This is a genomic window from Modestobacter sp. VKM Ac-2982 (assembly GCF_026967935.1).
Classification (GTDB): Bacteria; Actinomycetota; Actinomycetes; order Mycobacteriales; family Geodermatophilaceae; genus Modestobacter.
In genome coordinates, this window is the sequence record NZ_JAPVBL010000004.1 from 239841 (window position 1) to 256681 (window position 16841).

At 73.7% G+C, this 16841-nt stretch carries 18 protein-coding genes and 1 tRNA gene; 10 read left to right on the plus strand and 9 right to left on the minus strand.

Going from position 1 to position 16841, the window contains the following annotated elements; translation table 11 throughout:
- Positions 1-2: 2 nt before the first annotated feature.
- On the minus strand, positions 3-1790 hold the full coding sequence (locus O2W20_RS15580) for a thiamine pyrophosphate-requiring protein (protein WP_269171269.1): 1788 nt from the start codon (positions 1788-1790) through the stop codon (positions 3-5).
- Between the two features lie 178 nt (positions 1791-1968).
- Between O2W20_RS15580 and O2W20_RS15585 the strand changes: the two genes are divergently transcribed.
- Genes O2W20_RS15585 through O2W20_RS15605 form a run of 5 tightly spaced genes read left to right on the plus strand, consistent with a single transcriptional unit; the run spans position 1969 to position 6088 of the window.
- Positions 1969-2199: a hypothetical protein gene (locus O2W20_RS15585; protein WP_269157368.1), complete on the plus strand. Its 231-nt coding sequence runs from the start codon at positions 1969-1971 to the stop codon at positions 2197-2199.
- A gap of 6 nt (positions 2200-2205) precedes the next feature.
- On the plus strand, positions 2206-2649 hold the full coding sequence (locus O2W20_RS15590) for a PPC domain-containing DNA-binding protein (protein ID WP_269171268.1): 444 nt from the start codon (positions 2206-2208) through the stop codon (positions 2647-2649).
- A 49-nt stretch (positions 2650-2698) separates the two neighbouring features.
- Positions 2699-3532, plus strand: coding sequence for an alpha/beta fold hydrolase (locus O2W20_RS15595; RefSeq protein ID WP_269171267.1), 834 nt, complete (start codon positions 2699-2701; stop codon positions 3530-3532).
- Positions 3533-3585: 53 nt separating this feature from the next.
- On the plus strand, positions 3586-4956 hold the full coding sequence (locus O2W20_RS15600) for an MFS transporter (protein WP_269171266.1): 1371 nt from the start codon (positions 3586-3588) through the stop codon (positions 4954-4956).
- Between the two features lie 52 nt (positions 4957-5008).
- Positions 5009-6088, plus strand: a complete 1080-nt coding sequence (locus tag O2W20_RS15605; RefSeq protein WP_269171265.1) for an NAD-dependent epimerase/dehydratase family protein — start codon at positions 5009-5011, stop codon at positions 6086-6088.
- Positions 6089-6178: 90 nt separating this feature from the next.
- Here the strand turns inward: O2W20_RS15605 and O2W20_RS15610 are convergent, their stop codons facing one another.
- Positions 6179-7333 (minus strand): acyl-CoA dehydrogenase family protein, encoded by a 1155-nt coding sequence (locus O2W20_RS15610; RefSeq protein ID WP_269171264.1) that lies wholly within the window; start codon positions 7331-7333, stop codon positions 6179-6181.
- Positions 7334-7403: 70 nt separating this feature from the next.
- Positions 7404-8258, minus strand: a complete 855-nt coding sequence (locus O2W20_RS15615) for an aldo/keto reductase (protein WP_269171263.1) — start codon at positions 8256-8258, stop codon at positions 7404-7406.
- A gap of 167 nt (positions 8259-8425) precedes the next feature.
- On the opposite strand from O2W20_RS15615, the gene O2W20_RS15620 reads away from it, so the two are divergent.
- Together O2W20_RS15620 and O2W20_RS15625 are read left to right on the plus strand one after the other, a co-directional pair.
- A complete protein-coding gene (locus O2W20_RS15620; RefSeq protein WP_269171262.1) occupies positions 8426-9706 on the plus strand; it encodes an MFS transporter in 1281 nt (426 codons plus the stop codon).
- On the plus strand, positions 9699-10298 hold the full coding sequence (locus tag O2W20_RS15625) for a histidine phosphatase family protein (protein ID WP_269171261.1): 600 nt from the start codon (positions 9699-9701) through the stop codon (positions 10296-10298). The genes O2W20_RS15620 and O2W20_RS15625 overlap by 8 nt, the downstream gene beginning before the upstream one ends.
- 125 nt (positions 10299-10423) lie before the next feature.
- Here O2W20_RS15625 and O2W20_RS15630 read toward each other — a convergent pair whose 3' ends face one another.
- Positions 10424-11503, minus strand: a complete 1080-nt coding sequence (locus O2W20_RS15630; RefSeq protein WP_269171260.1) for an EAL domain-containing protein — start codon at positions 11501-11503, stop codon at positions 10424-10426.
- Positions 11504-11623: 120 nt separating this feature from the next.
- On the opposite strand from O2W20_RS15630, the gene O2W20_RS15635 reads away from it, so the two are divergent.
- A complete protein-coding gene (locus O2W20_RS15635; RefSeq protein WP_269171259.1) occupies positions 11624-12244 on the plus strand; it encodes a TetR/AcrR family transcriptional regulator in 621 nt (206 codons plus the stop codon).
- Positions 12245-12266: 22 nt separating this feature from the next.
- Here O2W20_RS15635 and O2W20_RS15640 read toward each other — a convergent pair whose 3' ends face one another.
- The 5 genes from O2W20_RS15640 to O2W20_RS15660 are packed head-to-tail and all read right to left on the minus strand — an operon-like array spanning position 12267 to position 15950.
- Positions 12267-14555, minus strand: coding sequence for a heavy metal translocating P-type ATPase (locus tag O2W20_RS15640; RefSeq protein ID WP_442928937.1), 2289 nt, complete (start codon positions 14553-14555; stop codon positions 12267-12269).
- Positions 14552-14758, minus strand: coding sequence for a heavy-metal-associated domain-containing protein (locus O2W20_RS15645; protein WP_269171258.1), 207 nt, complete (start codon positions 14756-14758; stop codon positions 14552-14554). Before O2W20_RS15645 ends, O2W20_RS15640 begins: the two co-directional genes overlap by 4 nt.
- A gap of 25 nt (positions 14759-14783) precedes the next feature.
- Positions 14784-15077, minus strand: a complete 294-nt coding sequence (locus tag O2W20_RS15650) for a metal-sensitive transcriptional regulator (protein ID WP_269171257.1) — start codon at positions 15075-15077, stop codon at positions 14784-14786.
- A 31-nt stretch (positions 15078-15108) separates the two neighbouring features.
- Entirely contained in the window at positions 15109-15606 is a 498-nt protein-coding gene (locus tag O2W20_RS15655; RefSeq protein WP_269171256.1) for a DUF427 domain-containing protein, read from the minus strand.
- A gap of 38 nt (positions 15607-15644) precedes the next feature.
- Positions 15645-15950, minus strand: a complete 306-nt coding sequence (locus O2W20_RS15660) for a DUF3618 domain-containing protein (RefSeq protein ID WP_269157383.1) — start codon at positions 15948-15950, stop codon at positions 15645-15647.
- A gap of 64 nt (positions 15951-16014) precedes the next feature.
- Here O2W20_RS15660 and O2W20_RS15665 point away from each other — a divergent pair.
- Positions 16015-16095: transfer RNA gene (locus tag O2W20_RS15665), tRNA-Leu, on the plus strand.
- Between the two features lie 51 nt (positions 16096-16146).
- Positions 16147-16833, plus strand: a complete 687-nt coding sequence (locus O2W20_RS15670) for a hypothetical protein (RefSeq protein WP_269171255.1) — start codon at positions 16147-16149, stop codon at positions 16831-16833.
- The last annotated feature ends 8 nt before the right edge of the window (positions 16834-16841 follow it).

Consider the following 16841-nt stretch of genomic DNA (forward strand, 5'->3'; position numbering starts at 1 on the left):
GCTCAGCTCCGGTGCGGCAGGAACTCCTGGATCTTGGTCTTGGCGCCCTGTTTGACCACTCCCCAGGCGTTCTCGTCGCCCTTGAACAGCGACTTGGCGGTCTCGGTCATCTGCTCCAGCGTGGCGTGCGGCGGGATCGGCGGGACGTCCCCGTCGCACAGCACGTCGATGACCGCCGGCTTCCCGGCGGCCAGCGCCCGGTCCCAGGCGGGCCCGAGTTGGTCGGGGTCGTCGACCGTGATGGCCTCGAACCCCAGTCCGGCGGCGAAGGCCGCGTAGGAGACGTCCGGCAGGGTCTGCGACTCCGCCAGCTTGGGCTCCCCGCCCATGGCCCGCATCTCCCAGGTCACCTGGTTGAGGTCGTTGTTGTGCAGCACCGCCACGACCAGCCGCGGGTCGGTCCACTCCTGCCAGTAGTGGGCGATCGTGAGGAGTTCGGCCATGCCGTTCATCTGCATCGCGCCGTCACCGGCGAAGGCGATGACCGGCCGGTCCGGGTGGCCGAACTTCGCGCCGATGCCGTAGGGCACGGCCGGCCCCATGGTGGCCAGGGTGCCCGACAGCGAACCCCGGTTGTCCGGGCCGAACCGCAGGTGCCGGGCGTACCAGTTCGCCGCCGACCCGGAGTCCGCGGTGAGGATCGCGTTGCCGGGCAGCCGGTCGTTCAGGTCCCAGAACAGCCGCATCGGGTTGACCGGGTCGGCGTCGGTCATCGCCCGCATGTGGATGGTCTCCCACCACCGCCGGACGCCGTCCTCGATGCCCTCCCGCCAGGACCGGTCCTGCTTGCGCTGCAGCAGCGGGATCAGCGCCCGCAGCGTGGCCGCCGCATCACCGACGAGGTTCAGCTCGTAGGGGTAGCGCATCCCGATGAACTTCGCGTCGTGGTCGATCTGCACGCCGCGGGCCTGGTCGTACTCGGGGAAGAACTCGCTGTAGGGCAGGTTCGAGCCCACCGTCAGCAGGGTGTCGCAGTCCTTCATCATGTCCCAGGTCGGGCGCGTGCCCAGCAGTCCGATCGACCCGGTCACGAACGGCAGGTCGTCGGGGAGCACGTCCTTGCCGAGCAGCGCCTTCGCGACGCCGGCGCCGAGCAGGTCGGCGACCTCGACCACCTCGGCGCGGGCACCGCGGGCACCCTGCCCGACGAGCATCGCGACCTTCTCCCCCGCGTTGAGCAGGTCGGCGGCGGCGCGGATCGAGGGGTCGTCGGGGGTCACCTGCGGCGTGGAGGTGTGCACACCCCCGGAGGGCACCATCTTGTGCTCGTGCGTCGGCGGGCTGTAGTCCAGCTCCTGCACGTCGGCCGGGATGATGATCGCCGTCGGCGCGTGCTCGGCGGCCGCGATCCGCATGGCCCGGTCCAGGACGTTGGGCAGCTGCTCGGGGACGTTGACCACGTGCACGTAGTGGTGGGCGACGTCCTTGAACAGCGACAGCAGGTCGACCTCCTGCTGGTAGGAGCCGCCCATCGCGCTGCGGTCGGTCTGGCCGACGATCGCGACGACCGGCACGTGGTCGAGCTTGGCGTCGTAGAGGCCGTTCAGCAGGTGGATGGCCCCCGGGCCGGAGGTGGCCATGCAGACCCCGACGCGGCCGGTGAACTTGGCGTACCCGACCGCCTCGAAGGCGGACATCTCCTCGTGCCGGGACTGGATGAACTGCAGGTGGTCCTGCTTGCCGAAGGACGCCAGGATCCCGTTGATCCCGTCCCCCGGGTAGGCGAAGACCTTCTCGACGTCCCACTCGTGCAGTCGTTCCAGCAGGACGTCAGCGACAGTGCGACTCATGGCGAGATCCCCTCGCGTCGACTTCATCGTCCTTCGCCCGCCTACCCGTGACCCGGGACCGAAAACGACGACCCGCCCCGAATCGGGCCGGTGCACAGAGCCCGGTCCGGATGTTCGATCGGGTTCGAAGGGGTAGGGAGAAGTGGTCCACATCACCGATGGAACGGAGGACCACGCCATGAGCACCCACGAGACCGGCAACGTCACCGGCACCGCTGACAAGGACTACAACCTGCTCTGGTTCACCCAGGCGAGCCTGGACAACGCGCTCCGCCTGGAGACCTACGTCCAGGACGCCGAACGCGCCGGCGACTCCGAGCTGGCGGAGTTCTTCCGCAAGGCACAGAACGAGAGCCGCAAGGGCGGCGAGCAGGGCAAGGCCATGCTCAAGGCCCGGCTGGGCAGCTGACGCCGGATGCGGACGCGGCTGCTCACCGACGGCCCGCCACGGCAGCACGCCGTCGTCCTCGCCACCGACGACGAGGTCGTGGCCGGGCTCGCCGGCTGGGCCGAGGAGAACGACCTGCCGGGCAGCTCCTTCACCGGCATCGGCGCCTTCTCCTCGGCGACGCTCGGGTACTACGACATCGACGAGCAGGAGTACGTCGAGATCCCGGTGCCCGACCAGGTCGAGGTGCTGACCCTGGCCGGCGACATCACCCGGGACGGCGAGGGTGGCTGGCAGGTGCACGCGCACGTCGTGTGCGGCCGCCGGGACGGGTCCACCGTCGGCGGGCACCTGCTCCGCGCGGTGACCCGCCCGACCCTGGAGGTGGTGGTCACCACCGGCGCACGGCACCTGCAACGCCGGCACGACCCTGCCTCCGGCCTGGCGCTGATCGACCCGGACGCCTCCTGAGACGCTGTTCGGCGCGTGGGCCCCGGACACAGCGGGCAGTGAGCCGGGCATGGACACCTTCCGGCACGGCGACCTGGTCTTCGACGTCCGCGACTCCGGGCCGGCCGACGGCGAGCCCGTCGTCCTGCTGCACGGCTTCCCGCAGGACGCCGGCGCCTTCGACCGGCTGAGCCCGGCCCTGCACCAGGCCGGGCTGCGCACGCTCGCCCCCGACCAGCGCGGGTACTCCCCCGGCGCCCGGCCGACCGGCCGGTCGGCCTACCGGCTGCGGGCGGTCGTCGACGACGTGCTCGCGCTGCTGGACGCCGCCGGCCTCTCCAGCGCGCACGTCGTCGGCCACGACTGGGGCGGGATCGCGGCGTGGGCGCTGGCGGCCTGGCACCCCTGGCGGGTGCGCACGCTGACCGCCCTGTCGGTGCCGCACCCGGCGGCGATGACCCAGGCGGTGCGGCACAGCGACCAGGCGGTCCGGTCCGCCTACGTCGGGTTCTTCCAGCTGCCCGCCGTCCCGGAGGCCACGCTGCTGGCCGGCCAGGGCGCGGTGCTGCGCCGGACGCTGGGCCAGGGCGGGCTGCCGGCCGACCTGGTCGACCGCTACGTGGCCCGGATGCGCCAGCCGGGGACGCTCACCGCGGCGCTGAACTGGTACCGTGCGCTGCCGCTCGCCGGCGGTGCACCGGTGGGCCCGGTGAGCGTGCCGACCCTGCACGTCTGGGGTGCCCGGGACCCCTACCTGGGACGGGCCGCGACCGAGGCGACCGCCGCCTTCGTCGCCGCCGCGTACGCCCTGGAGGTGCTCGAGGACGTCGGCCACTGGGTCCCCGAGCTGGCCGCCGAGCGGACCGCGGAGCTGATCACCGCGCACGTGCGCACGGCCGGCTGACACCCGCCGGGAGCCGTGACTAGACCGCCGCACCGCGCGGGTAGGCGCCGAGGATGAGTGCCGATCACCGGACCGAGCACACGTCGACCGCTGCCCCCCTCACCCGGGCCGAACGGCTGGACCGACTCCCCGTCACCCGGGAGCACCGCAAGCTCGTCATCGGCTCCGGGATCGGCTGGGCCCTCGACGCGATGGACGTCGGCCTCATCTCCTTCGTGATGGCAGCGTTGGCCGTGCAGTGGTCCCTCACGCCGACCGAGCTGTCCTGGATCGGCTCGATCGGCTTCGTCGGGATGGCGCTGGGCGCCACGCTGGGCGGACTGCTCGCCGACCGGATCGGGCGGCGCCAGGTGTTCGCGCTGACCCTGCTGGTCTTCGGCCTGGCGACCGGGGCGGCCGCCCTGGCCTGGTCGGTCGGTGCCCTGCTGGTGTTCCGCTTCCTCATCGGCCTGGGACTGGGTGCCGAACTGCCGGTGGCGTCCACCCTGGTCAGCGAGTTCGCGCCGGCGCGACTGCGCGGCCGGGTGGTCGTCGCCCTGGAGGCCTTCTGGGCAGTCGGCTGGCTGCTCGCGGCGCTGATCGGCTACTTCGTGGTGCCGCGCAGCGACGCCGGCTGGCGCTGGGCCTTCGCGCTCGGGGCGGCCCCCGCGCTGTACGCCATCGTCGTCCGGCGGGGGCTGCCGGAGTCGGTCCGGTTCCTGGAGCTCCGCGGCCGGGAAGCCGAGGCCGAGGCGGCCGTGCGCCGCTTCGAGCGGGCGGCCGGCGTGGCAGCGGTGCCCTCGCCGGCCCCCGAGCCCAGCACCCCACCCGGGCCGCGGGCGCTGTGGGCCGCCGGCACCCGGCGGCGCACCGCCGCACTGTGGGCCGTCTGGTTCGGGATCAACTTCGCCTACTACGGCGCCTTCATCTGGTTGCCCACCCTGCTGGTCGAGTCCGGGTTCTCCCTGGTCCGGTCCTTCGGGTTCACCCTGTTGATCACGCTGGCCCAGCTCCCGGGCTACGCCGCGGCCGCCTTCCTCATCGAGCGCTGGGGACGACGGCCGACGCTGTCGACCTTCCTGGTCGGCTCCGCGGTCGGCGCCGGGCTGTTCGCCGTAGCGGCCGGGGAGACCGCCGTGTTGGTCACCGGGATGGTGCTGTCCTTCTTCAACCTGGGTGCCTGGGGCGCGCTGTACGCCATCACGCCGGAGGTCTACCCAACCGCCCTGCGGGCCACCGGCGCCGGCGCCGCGGCCGGGTTCGGCCGGATCGCCTCGATCGCGGCACCGCTGAGCGTCCCCCCGCTGCTCGCCGCCGGTGGGACCGGCCTGGTGTTCGGCATCTTCGCCGCGTTCTTCCTGATGGCGGCGGTCGCGACCCGGGGTCTGCCGGAGCTCCGCGGGCTGGCGCTGGAGGATCGGGCTCCCGAGGTCGCGCAGCACTGATCCTCCGGTCAGGCGACGGGTGACGGCGGGGTGGCGCGGGTAGCGCGAGGACATGGCAGAGCTGAACAGCGGACTCCTCCCGGGCATGACCGTGGCGATCACCGGCGCGAGCGGCAACGTGGGGACGGCGGTCCTGCGCTCCCTCGCCGACACCGGGGTGGCCGAGGTGCGCGGGCTGGCCCGCCGCCGTCCACCGGAAGAGGAGCCCTACGCCGGGGTGCGGTGGTACCGCGCCGACCTGGGCTCCGCGGACAGCGAGCCGGTGCTGGCCGAGTTCCTCGACGGCGTCGACGCCGTCGTCCACCTGGCCTGGGCGCTGACCCCCGACCGGGAGCCCGAGGTGCTGCACGCGGTGAACGTCGAGGGCACCCGCCGGGTGCTCGACGCCGCCGGCGCCGCGGGCGTCCGGCACGTGGTGCACATGTCCTCGATCGGCACCTACGCCGCCGGCCCGCAGACCCACCCGGTGCGCGAGGACTGGCCCACCACCGGCGTCCCCAGCTCCCAGTACAGCCGGCAGAAGGTGCAGTGCGAGCAGGACGTGCGGGACTTCGACGCCGCGCACCCCGGCACCACCGTCTCGGTGACCCGCCCGACGCTGGTGCTGCAGCCCGATGCGGCCAGTGAGATCGGCCGGTACTTCCTCGGCCCCGTCTTCTTCCCGGCGGCGCGGGCCCTGCCCGGGGCGGTGGCCAAGCTGCTGCCCCTGCCGTTGCCGAGCTCCCTGCACCTCGGGTTCGTGCACGCCGACGACGTCGCCGACGCGATCGCCCGGATCCTCGACCGCCGGGCGCCCGGGCCGTTCAACCTCTCGGCCCCGCCCAACTTCGACGCCGACGGGCTGGCCGGGGCGCTGGGCGTGCGTCGGGTACCGGTGCCCGCCCCGGTGCTGCGCACCGGCATGCAGGCGGCGTTCCTCGCGCACCTGCTGCAGATCGAACCCGGCTGGCTCGACCTCGGGCTGGGAGTGCCGCCGCTGGACACCACGCGTGCCCGCACCGACCTGGAGTGGGTCGCCCGGCACCGCGGCGGCGACCTGCTCCGCGAGTTCGTGGCCGCGCTGGGGAAGGGCCAAGGCCACACCGGCCCGCTGCTGCACGCCGGCACCGGCCCCGAGCACACCCCGGCCTAACCGCCGTCGCCCGTCCTGGGCATAGGCGGCTCTTCACCCGGTTTCTCGGTGCAGAGCGGGTGAAGAGCCTCCTGTGCCTGGTCGGGGCGGTCAGCTGCGGGGCATGCCGGCGGCGCGGAGCAGCGCGTTGCCGATGATCACCTTCTGCACCTCGCTGGTGCCCTCGTACAGCCGGTACAGCCGGGCGTCGCGGTAGAAGCGCTCGACCGGCGTCGACCGCAGGTAGCCCAGCCCGCCGTGCACCTGCACCGCCCGGTCCGTGGCCCGGCCGACCATCTCGCTGCAGAACAGCTTCGCGGCCGAGGGGCCGACCGAGGTGTCCTCGCCGGAGTCGTACCGGGCGGCCACGTCGACCACCATGCTGCGGGCGGCCAGCAGCTCGGTGTGCATGTCGGCGAGCATCGCCTGCACCAGCTGGAAGCGGCCGATCGGCGCCCCGCCCTGCTTCGCGGTGGCGGCGTAGGCGACCGACTCGTCCAGCACCCGTTGCGCCATCCCGACGCACAGCGCGGCGATGTGCAGCCGCCCGCGGGAGAGCACGGTCAGCGCCTTGGCGTAGCCGCGGCCCTCCTCGCCGATCAGCGCCCCGGCGTCGACCCGGGCCTCGTCGAAGAACACCTCGGCGGTCCAGGCGCCGGACTGGCCCATCTTCTTGTCCTTGGGCCCGACCGTGACCCCGGGGGCGGTGGCGTCCACCACGAAGGTGGAGATGCCCCGGCCACCGCGCTCGGCCGGGTCGGTGCGGGCGAAGACGACGAAGAGGTCGGCGATCGGCGCGTTGGTGATGTAGCGCTTCCCGCCGCTGATCACCCATCCGTCGCCGTCCCGGCGGGCGGAGGTGCGCAGCCCGGCCGGGTCGGAGCCGGCCTCGGCCTCGGTGAGCGCGAAGGAGCCGATCAGCTCCCCCGCCGCCAGCCTCGGCAGGTACGTCTTCTGCTGCTCCTCGTTGCCGAACTTGGCGATCACCTGCCCGGCGATGCCGTTGTTCGTGCCGAACAGCGACCGGAACGCCGGTGTGGTGTAGCCGAACTCGAAGGCCAGCTGGACGTCCTCGCTCATGGTGACGCCGAGGCCGCCGTGCTCCTCGGGCAGTGCGTAGCCGAAGAGGCCCATCTCCGCGGCGGCGCTGCGCAGCTCGTCGGGGATCCGGTCGTCGAGGTCGATCTCCTCCTCGCGGGGGACGACCACCTCCCGGACCAGCTGCCGGACGGCGTCCCTGACCTGGCGGAAGACATCGTTGTCCATGCCGACATGCTGAACCCCCGGGCGCGGGGATCGCGACCGGGGGTCCAGCAGACCGTCGTCCTACGGACGACTACGCGAGCTGGTCGAGCCGGGCCATCTCGTCGGCGGAGAGCGTGAGCTGCGCAGCGCCGAGGTTCTCGGTCAGGTGCTCGACCGACTTGGTGCCCGGGATCGGCAGGATCACCGGCGACTTCTGCAGCAGCCACGCCAGCGCGACCTGCGACGGGGTGGCGTCGAGCTCCTTCGCCACGGCGGCGACGGGGCTGTCGGGCTTGGCCAGGTCACCGGTGGCGATGGGGAACCACGGGATGAAGGCGATGCCCTCGGCCTCGGCGTAGTCCAGCACGTCCTGGGACTGCCGGTTGGTCAGGTTGTAGAGGTTCTGCACGCTGACGATCTCGGTGATCGCGCGGGCGGCCTTCAGCTCGTCGACGGAGACCTCGGAGACGCCGATGTGCCGCACCTTGCCCTGCTCCTTCAGGTCGGCGAAGGCGCCGAGCTGGTCGGCGAGCGGCACCTGCGGGTCGATCCGGTGCAACTGGATCAGGTCGATCCGGTCCACCTTCAGGTTGCGCAGCGAGAGCTCGACCTGCTGGGTGAGGTACTCGGGGCGACCGCAGACCGGCCACACGCCGGGGCCGGTCCGGGTCAGCCCGGCCTTCGTGGCGATGACCAGGCCGTCGGGGTAGGGGAACGCCGCCTCGGCGATGATCTGCTCGCTGACCTGCGGGCCGTAGGAGTCGGCGGTGTCGATGAAGTCGACCCCCGCCTCGATCGCGGCCTGCACGACCTCGATCGCGCCCGGCCGGTCGGCCGGCTCGTCCCAGACACCGGGGCCGGTGAGCTGCATGGCGCCGTAGCCGAGGCGGTGGACGGTCAGGTCCCCACCGAGGTCGAAGGTCTGCGGGGTGGTGGCGGTCGTCATGGGTCCTCCTGCGCGTCGGGTGTCCGGTGCCCGTGGCCGTGCCAGCGGGTCGTGTTGTGCACAAGCAGTCGTGTTCGTCGACCCTTCCCGTCTCCGCCGACTGTGACCGGCCCCACCCGCCGTCCCCCGCCGTCGACCAGCACCCACGGCTGGAGGAAGGTGGCCCGGTGCAACGAGGGGGGCCGGCCCAGCCGAGAGGGCGGGCCGGGACGACGGCCCTGCCGTTCCTCCTGCTCGCCGGGGTGGTCCTGGTCGCACTGAACCTGCGCGGCCCGCTGGTGGCGATCGCCCCCGTGGTCGACGCCATGCGGGCCGACCTGCAGCTCTCCACCGGCACGATCGGGCTGCTGACCAGCATCCCGGTGCTCTGCTTCGGACTGGCCGCCCCGCTGGCCTCGCTGCTCATCGCCCGCACGGGTGTCCACCGCGCGGTCGTCGTCTCGATGGCCGGGGTCCTCGCCGGCACGCTGCTCCGCTCGCTGGGCAGCCCAACGGCGGCGATCGCGGGCACCGTCGTCATGGGCCTGGCGATCACCGTCGGCAACGTCGTCGTCCCGGTCGTCATCGGCCGCGACTTCCCCGGTGCCACCAACGTGGTCACCGCCGCCTACACCGCCGCCCTGAACATCGGTTCCACGCTCACCTCCGCGCTCACCGCCCCCCTCGCCGACCTGGTCGGCTGGCAGCTGGCCCTGGCCGCCTGGGGGCTCCTGGTCGTCGTCGCGGCCACCGTCTGGACCGCCGCACTGCGCCAGCAGGTCGCCCGCACCGCCGCGGCCGAGGCGGCGGGCACCGCGCCGCCGCCGGCACCGGTCGAGCCCGGCCGCTCGGTCTGGCGACAGCCGGCGGCCTGGGGCCTGACGCTGGCCTTCGCCGGCCAGGCGTTCAGCTACTACGGGGCGACCGCCTGGTTGCCCACCCTGCTGGCCGACGTGAACGGGATGACCCGGGCGGCCGCCGGCGCCAGCTCCGCGCTGTTCCAGGTGTTCGCCGTCGTCGGCGCCTTCGCCGTGCCCGCACTGGTGGCCTGGTGGAAGCGCCCGTCACTGGTGCTGCTCGCGGTGACCGTGGTCTGGGCCGCGCTGCCGCTGGGGCTGCTGACCGCCCCGTCGCAGTGGGCGCTGTGGTGCTCGCTGGCCGGGATCGCCCAGGGTGGTGGCATCACCGTCGTCTTCATCGCGATCGTGCGCCGGTCCCGGGACCTGACCGAGAACCGCCGGCTCTCGGCGATGGTGCAGGGTGGCGGTTACGTCGTGGCCGCGACCGGCCCCCTGGTGATCGGCACCGTGCACGAGGCGAGCGGTGGCTGGAGCGCACCGCTGCTGGTCATCCTGGGCTCCGTGATCGTCATGGCAGTGGCCGGCACGGCATCCGCCGGTGGCCGGACCGAGAACGCAACCGAGGCGGGGCCGGTACCGGTCCCCGCGGGGAAGGAACACCGTGGGTGAACTGGTGGTCGTCCGGCACGGACAGACCGAGTGGAGCGCGAGCGGGCAGCACACCGGCCTGACCGACCTGCCGCTGTTGCCGAACGGTGAGGACGACGGCCGGCGGCTGCGCTCGGTGCTCGAGCAGCGGGAGATCACGCACGCCTTCGTCAGCCCGCTGGTCCGGGCCCGGCACACCGCCGAGCTCGCCGGTCTGTTCGAGGACGGCATCGACACCCGGCTGGAGCCCGACCTCGTCGAGGTGGACTACGGCGGCTGGGAGGGGCTGACGACGCCGGAGATCAGCGAGCGGGTCGGCCGGTCCTGGTCGCTGTGGCACGACGGCACGGTCCCCGGCGACACCCCGGGCGAGACGCTGGCGCAGGTGGCCGAGCGGGTCGACCGGGTGCTGGAGAAGGCCCGCCCGCTGCTCGCCGACGGCGATGTCGCACTGGTGGCGCACGGGCACGTGCTCCGGGTCCTCGCCGCCCGCTGGATCGGGTTCGGCCCCGAGCAGGGCGCGCTGCTCCCCCTCGCCACCGGCCGGTACGGCACGCTCGGGTTCGAGCACGAGTGGCCTGCGCTGACCAGCTGGAACGCCGGCTGCCCCTGATCCGCCACGCCGTCCCAGGTTCGATCAGGTGCCCTGATCACCGACTGTCCCCCCGCACCAACGCTGGTGTGGGGGGACCGTGTTCGATCAGGGGACCTGATCACCGATGACGGGCTGGGCCTGCGTCAGGCGAAGGCGAGCTCCGGCTCGGCCTCGGGCTCCGGGCGCACCGGCCGGCCGAACAGCCAGCCCTGCCCGAGGTCGGCCCCCACCGAACGCGCCTGGTCGGCGATCCGCTCGGACTCGATCCCCTCGGCGACCACCACACCGCCCTGCAGGTGGGTCAGCTCGGTGAGGGCCCGGGCGATGGCGTGCGCACCGGGTTCGTGCAGCCGGCACACCAGGGTCTTGCTGAGCTTGACGACGTCGGGGCGGACCACGCTGACCAGCGCCAGGCTCGACCAGCCGACGCCGACGTCGTCCAGCGCGACCCGCCAGCCCAGCGACCGGTGGTGCTCCAGCACCGAGAGCAGGTGCTCGTGGTCGATCACCGCGTGCGAGGCGACCACCTCGAAGACCAGCTGCCGTGGGTCGATGCCGCTGTCGTGCACCGCCCGCTCGGTGCTGGCCAGGCAGACCGAGGGCCGGTGCACGGCTGCCGGGTCGGAGTTCACGTAGAGGTCGGCGCTGCCCAGCCACCCGGCCGCGCCGCGGATCGCCGCCTCGCGGGCCACCCGGTCCAGCCGGCGCAGCCAGCCGGCCCGCTGGGCGAGGAAGAACAGGTCGCCGCCGCCGACCTCGCGCCCGTCCACCCGGCCGCGCAGCAGCGCCTCGTGGCCGACCATGCCACCGGTCGTGAGCGACATGATCGGCTGGTAGACCGGCCACAGCTCGGCATCGGTGAGCAGTGCCATCTCCACGGTCACCCCGCGGCGGGCCAGCTCGACGGCGAGCGTGGGGGCGGTGAGCAGCCGGGTGGCCAGGGCGACCCCGTCGCCGGGCGGGTCGGTGGTCACCCGGACGGCCTCGGTCTCGGCGGCGGTGAGCTCGCGGGCCAGCCGCTGGAACAGCCGGTCGACCCGCCGGCCGCCCTCGTCGTCGACGATGTCCAGCAGACCGGGCGCAGTGCCGATCCGCAGCCCCATCGCCCCGGCGATCCGGGAGATGCTGGGCAGCACGTGGCTGAGCGTGCTGGCCAGCAACAGCCGGCGAGCGCGCTGGGGGGTCTCCCAGGAGGGACGGACGACGTCGGCAGGCCCGTTCACTGCTGCAGGATGACCGACGGTGACCCCGCGAACACGCAGGCGCGCGGACCCGGGTACCACCGCGTCCGGCTTGCGGGGCATCACACGCCGCTGAAGATCAACTCGGCTACTGTCCCAGGTGTGCCTCCCCTTACTCCCGCCGACGGTGCTCCCTCCGGCCGTGGCGGCCGGCCCCGCGACCCTTCCCGTGACGGGGCCATCCGGGCGGCGATCCTCCAGGTGCTGGCAGAGTCCGGCTACGGGGCGCTGACCATGGACGCCGTCGCCTCGGCCGCCGGCGTCGGCAAGGCCACGATCTACCGGCGGTGGCGGACCAAGTCCGAGCTGGTCGCCGACGCGGTGGCCGAGCTGAGCGAGAAGTCGATCGAGCCGCCGGACACCGGCTCGCTGGAGGGCGACCTCCGGCTGCTGCTGCGCTGGCTGGTCGAGGCGGTCAACGGCCCGCTCGGTGCCGCCACGCTGTCGCTGCTGTCGGCCCTGCCGCACGAGCCGGAGCTCCGCCAGGCCTTCCACCAGGGCCCGATGGAGGTCTGGAGCTCGACGTTCCGTCAGGTGTGGGAGCGGGCCGAGGCCCGCGGCGAGGTGCACCCGGCTGCGCTGGGCACCGCGGTGGCCTCGACGGCGAGCTCGCCGATCCTGCAGCGCTGGCTCTTCGGCGGGGGGCCGGTCCCGGTCGAGTTCGCCGACGAGGTGCTCACCGACGTCGTCCTGCCGCTGGTCGAGGCCCGCCGCGCGGCCTGAGCCCCCGCCTGCGCCGGCGGCCTCAGGCCGCCGGCGCGCTGGACCGGAAGGCCCGCAGCCGCAGGCTGTTGGTGACCACCAGCACGGAGGACGCCGCCATCGCCAGCCCGGCCAGCAGCGGGTTGAGGAACCCCAGGGCGGCCAACGGCACGAGCGCGACGTTGTAGGCGAACGCCCAGAACAGGTTGCCCTTGATCACCGCGAGGGTCCGCCGGGAGAGCCGGACGGCGTCGACCGCGGCGTCCAGGTCGGCGCGCACCAGCGTCAGGTCGCTGGCCTCGATCGCGACGTCGGTGCCCGAGCCCATCGCCAGCCCGAGGTCGGCCTGGGCCAGCGCGGGGGCGTCGTTCACGCCGTCCCCGACCATCGCCACCACCCGGCCCTGCGCCTGCAGCTCCCGGACGACGTCGACCTTGCCCGCGGGCAGCACCCCGGCGACGACCTCCCCGCGGTCGGGGTCCAGCCCGACCGAGCGGGCCACGGCCGCGGCGGCACCGGCGTTGTCACCGGTCAGCAGCACCGGGGCCAGGCCCAGCTCCCGCAGCCGCACGATCGCCGCCGCACTGGTGGGCTTGACGGTGTCGGCGACGACGCAGACCCCGGCGACCGCGCCGTCCACGGCGACCAGGACGGCGGTCTGCCCGGCCTGCTCGGCCCGCTCGACCACCGCGGCCAGGTCGGCCGGCACCGGGCCCGGCATCGCCGAGGTCCGGCCGACGACGACGTCCCGGCCCTCGACCCGGCCCTGCACGCCGATCCCCTGCTCGCTGGCGAAGCCCTCGACCTCGGGGAGCTCCCCGGCGCCGGCGACGATCGCCCGGGCGATCGGGTGCTCGGAGCCGGCCTCCACCGCAGCCGCCAGCCGGAGCGTCTCCGGGTGCCCGGCCACCTCCACCAGGCTCATCTGCCCGGTGGTGACGGTGCCGGTCTTGTCCAGCAGCACGGTGTCGACCCGACGGGTGCTCTCCAGCACCTCCGGGCCCTTGATCAGCACGCCGAGCTGGGCGCCGCGACCGGTGCCGACCAGCAGTGCGGTGGGCGTGGCCAGGCCCAGGGCGCACGGGCAGGCGATGACGAGCACGGCGACCGCGGCGGTGAAGGCCGCCGTGACGTCGCCGGTCACGACCAGCCAGGTGACCAGGGTGGCCACCGCGATGAGCAGGACGACGGGGACGAAGACCGCCGAGACCCGGTCGGCCAGCCGCTGCACCGGCGCCTTGCCGCTCTGCGCCTGGGTGACCAGTCGGCCGAGCTGGGCCAGCGTCGTGTCCGTGCCCACCCGGGTCGCCTCGACGACCAGCCGGCCGCCGACGTTGACCGTCGCCCCGGTGACCCGGTCGCCGGCGGAGACCTCGACCGGCACGCTCTCCCCGGTCAGCATCGACAGGTCGACCGCGGAGCTGCCGCTGACGACGACGCCGTCGGTGGCGACCTTCTCCCCCGGCCGGACGACGAACCGCATCCCCACGGCGAGCTGGGCGATGGGCACCCGCACCTCGCGCCCGTCCTGCAGCACCGCGGCGTCCTTGGCCCCCAGCTCGAGCAGGGCGGTCAGCGCGGCCCCGGACCGGCGCTTGGCGCGCGCCTCGGCCCAGCGGCCGGCGAGCAGGAAGACGGTGACCGCCGCGGCCACCTCCAGGTAGATCTCGTGCGTGCCGGCGCCGCGCTCGGGGAGGAGGGTGAACTCCATCCGCATGCCCGGCATCCCCGCGTCACCGAAGAACAGCGCCCACAGCGACCACAGGTAGGCAGCGCTGATCCCGATCGAGACCAGGGTGTCCATCGTGCTGGCGCCGTGCCGGGCGTTGACCACCGCGGCGCGGTGGAACGGCCAGGCGCCCCAGACCGCGACCGGGCTGGCCAGGGTGAGGGCCAGCCACTGCCAGTTGTCGAACTGCAGCGCCGGGACCATCGACAGCACCAGGACCGGCAGGGTGAGCGCGGCGCTGACCAGCAGCCGCTGCCGCAGCGCGGCCTCCGGCGTCCGGGCCGCCTCGTCCGGGGCCCCGGCGTCGTCCTCGGTGACCGGCGGGGCCGGCAGCGCGGCGGAGTAGCCGGCGGCAGCGACCGTGGCCACCAGCTGGTCGGGGTCGACCCGCGCCGGGTCGAACCGGACGGTCGCGGCCTCGGTGGCGTAGTTGACGCTGGCCTGCACGCCGTCGAGCTTGTTGAGCTTGCGCTCGATCCGGTTCGCGCAGCTCGCGCAGGTCATGCCGGTGATCTCGAGGCGGACCTCGTCCTCGGCAACCAGGCCCTCACCGGCAGCCGGGGCCCCGGCTGCCGGTCGTTCCGCCTGGGGCCCGGCGCTCATGCCGGCTGGGCGGTGTAGTCGCCCGCTTCCGCCACGGCGGCCTGCACCTGGTCGGTGGTGACGTCGCCGACGACGTGCAGCCGGCCGGTGGCCAGGTCGACGTCGACCTCCTGCACGCCGGAGAGCTCGTTGACCTCCTCGGTGACGGAGGCGACGCAGTGCTGGCAGGTCATGCCGGTGACGGTGAAGTCCAGGGTCTGCACGGTGGTTCTCTCCTCGGGAGCTGGGTCAGGAACGGACGAGCCGGGCGATGGCCGCGGACGCCTCGGCGATCTTGGCGTCGGCGGCGGCACCGTCGTCCTCGGCGCTGCTGGCGACGGCCTCACGCACGCAGTGCGCCAGGTGGTCGTCGAGCAGGCCGATGGCGACCGCCTGCAGCGCCTTGGTCGCGGCGGACACCTGGGTGAGGACGTCGATGCAGTACGTGTCGTCCTCGACCATCCGCGCGATGCCGCGGACCTGGCCCTCCACGCGCTTGAGGCGCGCGAGCACCTGGTCCTTGTTGCCGTCGTAGCCCGTCATGCCGACCACCATACCCCTGGGGGGTAGGGGTTCACCAGCCGCGCGTGCCGGGTTCGCCCTTGAACGGGCCGACCACCTCGTCGGTGATCCAGCCGCCGTAGAAGTCGCCGGCCTGCGCCCGCACCGGTTCACCGTCGACCGTCGCGCCGTCCAGCCGGCTCGGGTAGAAGGCCAGCGCGCCGCGCAGCTGCTCGTAGCCGGCGGTGGGCTGCTCGTAGGACCAGGCGATCGAGGGGTGCCGCACCCCGTCGACGACGGCGTCCCAGTAGGTGGCCATGCCCTTGAACTCGCACCACGACGAACCGGTGCCCCGCTCCAGCACCCCAGCCTCGACGTCGGCGGACGGCACGTAGAAGACCGGCGGGTGGCTGGTCTCGCAGACCCGGACCGCCCGGTCGGTGCGGGCGACGACCCGCCCGCCGAGGGTGAGCTCGATCCGTCGTCCGGTCACCTCGGCCGACGGCGGGCGCGGGTAGCTCCAGACCGACTCCTGGCCGGGTCCGACGGGGTCACGCGGCGGTGGGTACACGCCCCGAGTGTGCGCCTCACCGGCGGAGGTCGGTCGGGTCAGCGCACCCGGCGGTAGGTGACCACGGGCTCGCGGCGGTAGGTGACCACCGGCTCGACCCGGCGGCGGTCGGTGCCGCGGACGCGGCGGACGACCTTCCGGGTCACGACGAAGGTGACGGTCAGGCCGACCACGCTGACGAGCGCGATCCCGGGCGGGCTCTGCAGGAACTCCTGCACCTTCGCCTTGCCCTGGTCGGCCAGGCGCTGCGGGTTCGTGCGGAACGCCAGGTCGTCCAGGGTGGCCCCCAGCGACTCGCGGGCGGCGTCGATCTCCTGCTGGATCTGCTCAGGGGTCCTCGGCACGGGCGACAGCCTGCCAGATCGGTTCAGCTACGGCCGAGTGGGAGCCTCCTAGACTCCCTCCAACGCGGGAGTGGTGTAACGGCAGCCACGCCAGACTTAGGATCTGGTGCCTTCGGGCGTGCGGGTTCGAATCCCGCCTCCCGCACGGGTGGACACCGACGTGCGGCCTCCGGGAGCGAGCGGGTAGGCCTCTCCCATGCGCGACGAGGGCACGACCCACCGGCCCACCCCCGACCCGACGGTCGAGACCGAGGGGCTGGCCACCCGGCTCGACCGGCCGATGGGCGCCCTCGGCCTGGTGTTCGTGCTGATCGTCCTGGGCCAGGCCCTGGCCCGGGAGCCCTGGCTGGTGACGACGCTCACCGTCCTGGGCTGGGTCTGCTGGGCGGTCTTCGTGGCCGAGTTCGTCTTCCGCGCCGTCCGGGCGCCCAGCCAGCGCCGCTTCTGGCTGCGGAACTGGTGGCAGCTCATCTTCCTGGCGCTGCCGTTCCTCCGCTTCGCCCGCGCCCTCACCCTGCTGCGGACCGCCCGCATCGGCGGTGTGCTGTCCGCCGCCGTCCGCGGCTCGCGGTCGGCCGGCCGGCTGCTCACGAACCGGATCGGCTGGCTCACCGCGGTGACCGGCGTCGTCGTCCTCGCCAGCAGCCAGCTGCTGTACGTGGTGGGGGCCTACGACACCTACGGCCCGGCCCTGCACGACGCCGCACTGGCGACGATCACCGGGCAGGTGCTCGACACCGACCACGGTCTCGCCCGCTTCCTCGAGGTCGCCCTGGCCGTCTACTCGGTCGCGGTGTTCGCCACGCTGGCCGGCGCGCTGGGCGCCTACTTCCTCGAGGGACACCGCGAGGCGGGAGCCGAGCAGGCCGTGCCGCCGCCCTGACCAGCACC

Bases quoted from the DNA above. Each gene is read 5' to 3' on its own strand.
- O2W20_RS15580 (WP_269171269.1), bottom strand. From the start codon at position 1,790: ATGAGTCGCACTGTCGCTGACGTCCTGCTGGAACGACTGCACGAGTGG.
- O2W20_RS15585 (WP_269157368.1), top strand. From the start codon at position 1,969: ATGAGCACCCACGAGACCGGCAACGTCACCGGCACCGCTGACAAGGAC.
- O2W20_RS15590 (WP_269171268.1), top strand. From the start codon at position 2,206: ATGCGGACGCGGCTGCTCACCGACGGCCCGCCACGGCAGCACGCCGTC.
- O2W20_RS15595 (WP_269171267.1), top strand. From the start codon at position 2,699: ATGGACACCTTCCGGCACGGCGACCTGGTCTTCGACGTCCGCGACTCC.
- O2W20_RS15600 (WP_269171266.1), top strand. From the start codon at position 3,586: ATGAGTGCCGATCACCGGACCGAGCACACGTCGACCGCTGCCCCCCTC.
- O2W20_RS15605 (WP_269171265.1), top strand. From the start codon at position 5,009: ATGGCAGAGCTGAACAGCGGACTCCTCCCGGGCATGACCGTGGCGATC.
- O2W20_RS15610 (WP_269171264.1), bottom strand. From the start codon at position 7,333: ATGGACAACGATGTCTTCCGCCAGGTCAGGGACGCCGTCCGGCAGCTG.
- O2W20_RS15615 (WP_269171263.1), bottom strand. From the start codon at position 8,258: ATGACGACCGCCACCACCCCGCAGACCTTCGACCTCGGTGGGGACCTG.
- O2W20_RS15640 (WP_442928937.1), bottom strand. From the start codon at position 14,555: ATGAGCGCCGGGCCCCAGGCGGAACGACCGGCAGCCGGGGCCCCGGCT.
- O2W20_RS15650 (WP_269171257.1), bottom strand. From the start codon at position 15,077: ATGACGGGCTACGACGGCAACAAGGACCAGGTGCTCGCGCGCCTCAAG.
- O2W20_RS15670 (WP_269171255.1), top strand. From the start codon at position 16,147: ATGCGCGACGAGGGCACGACCCACCGGCCCACCCCCGACCCGACGGTC.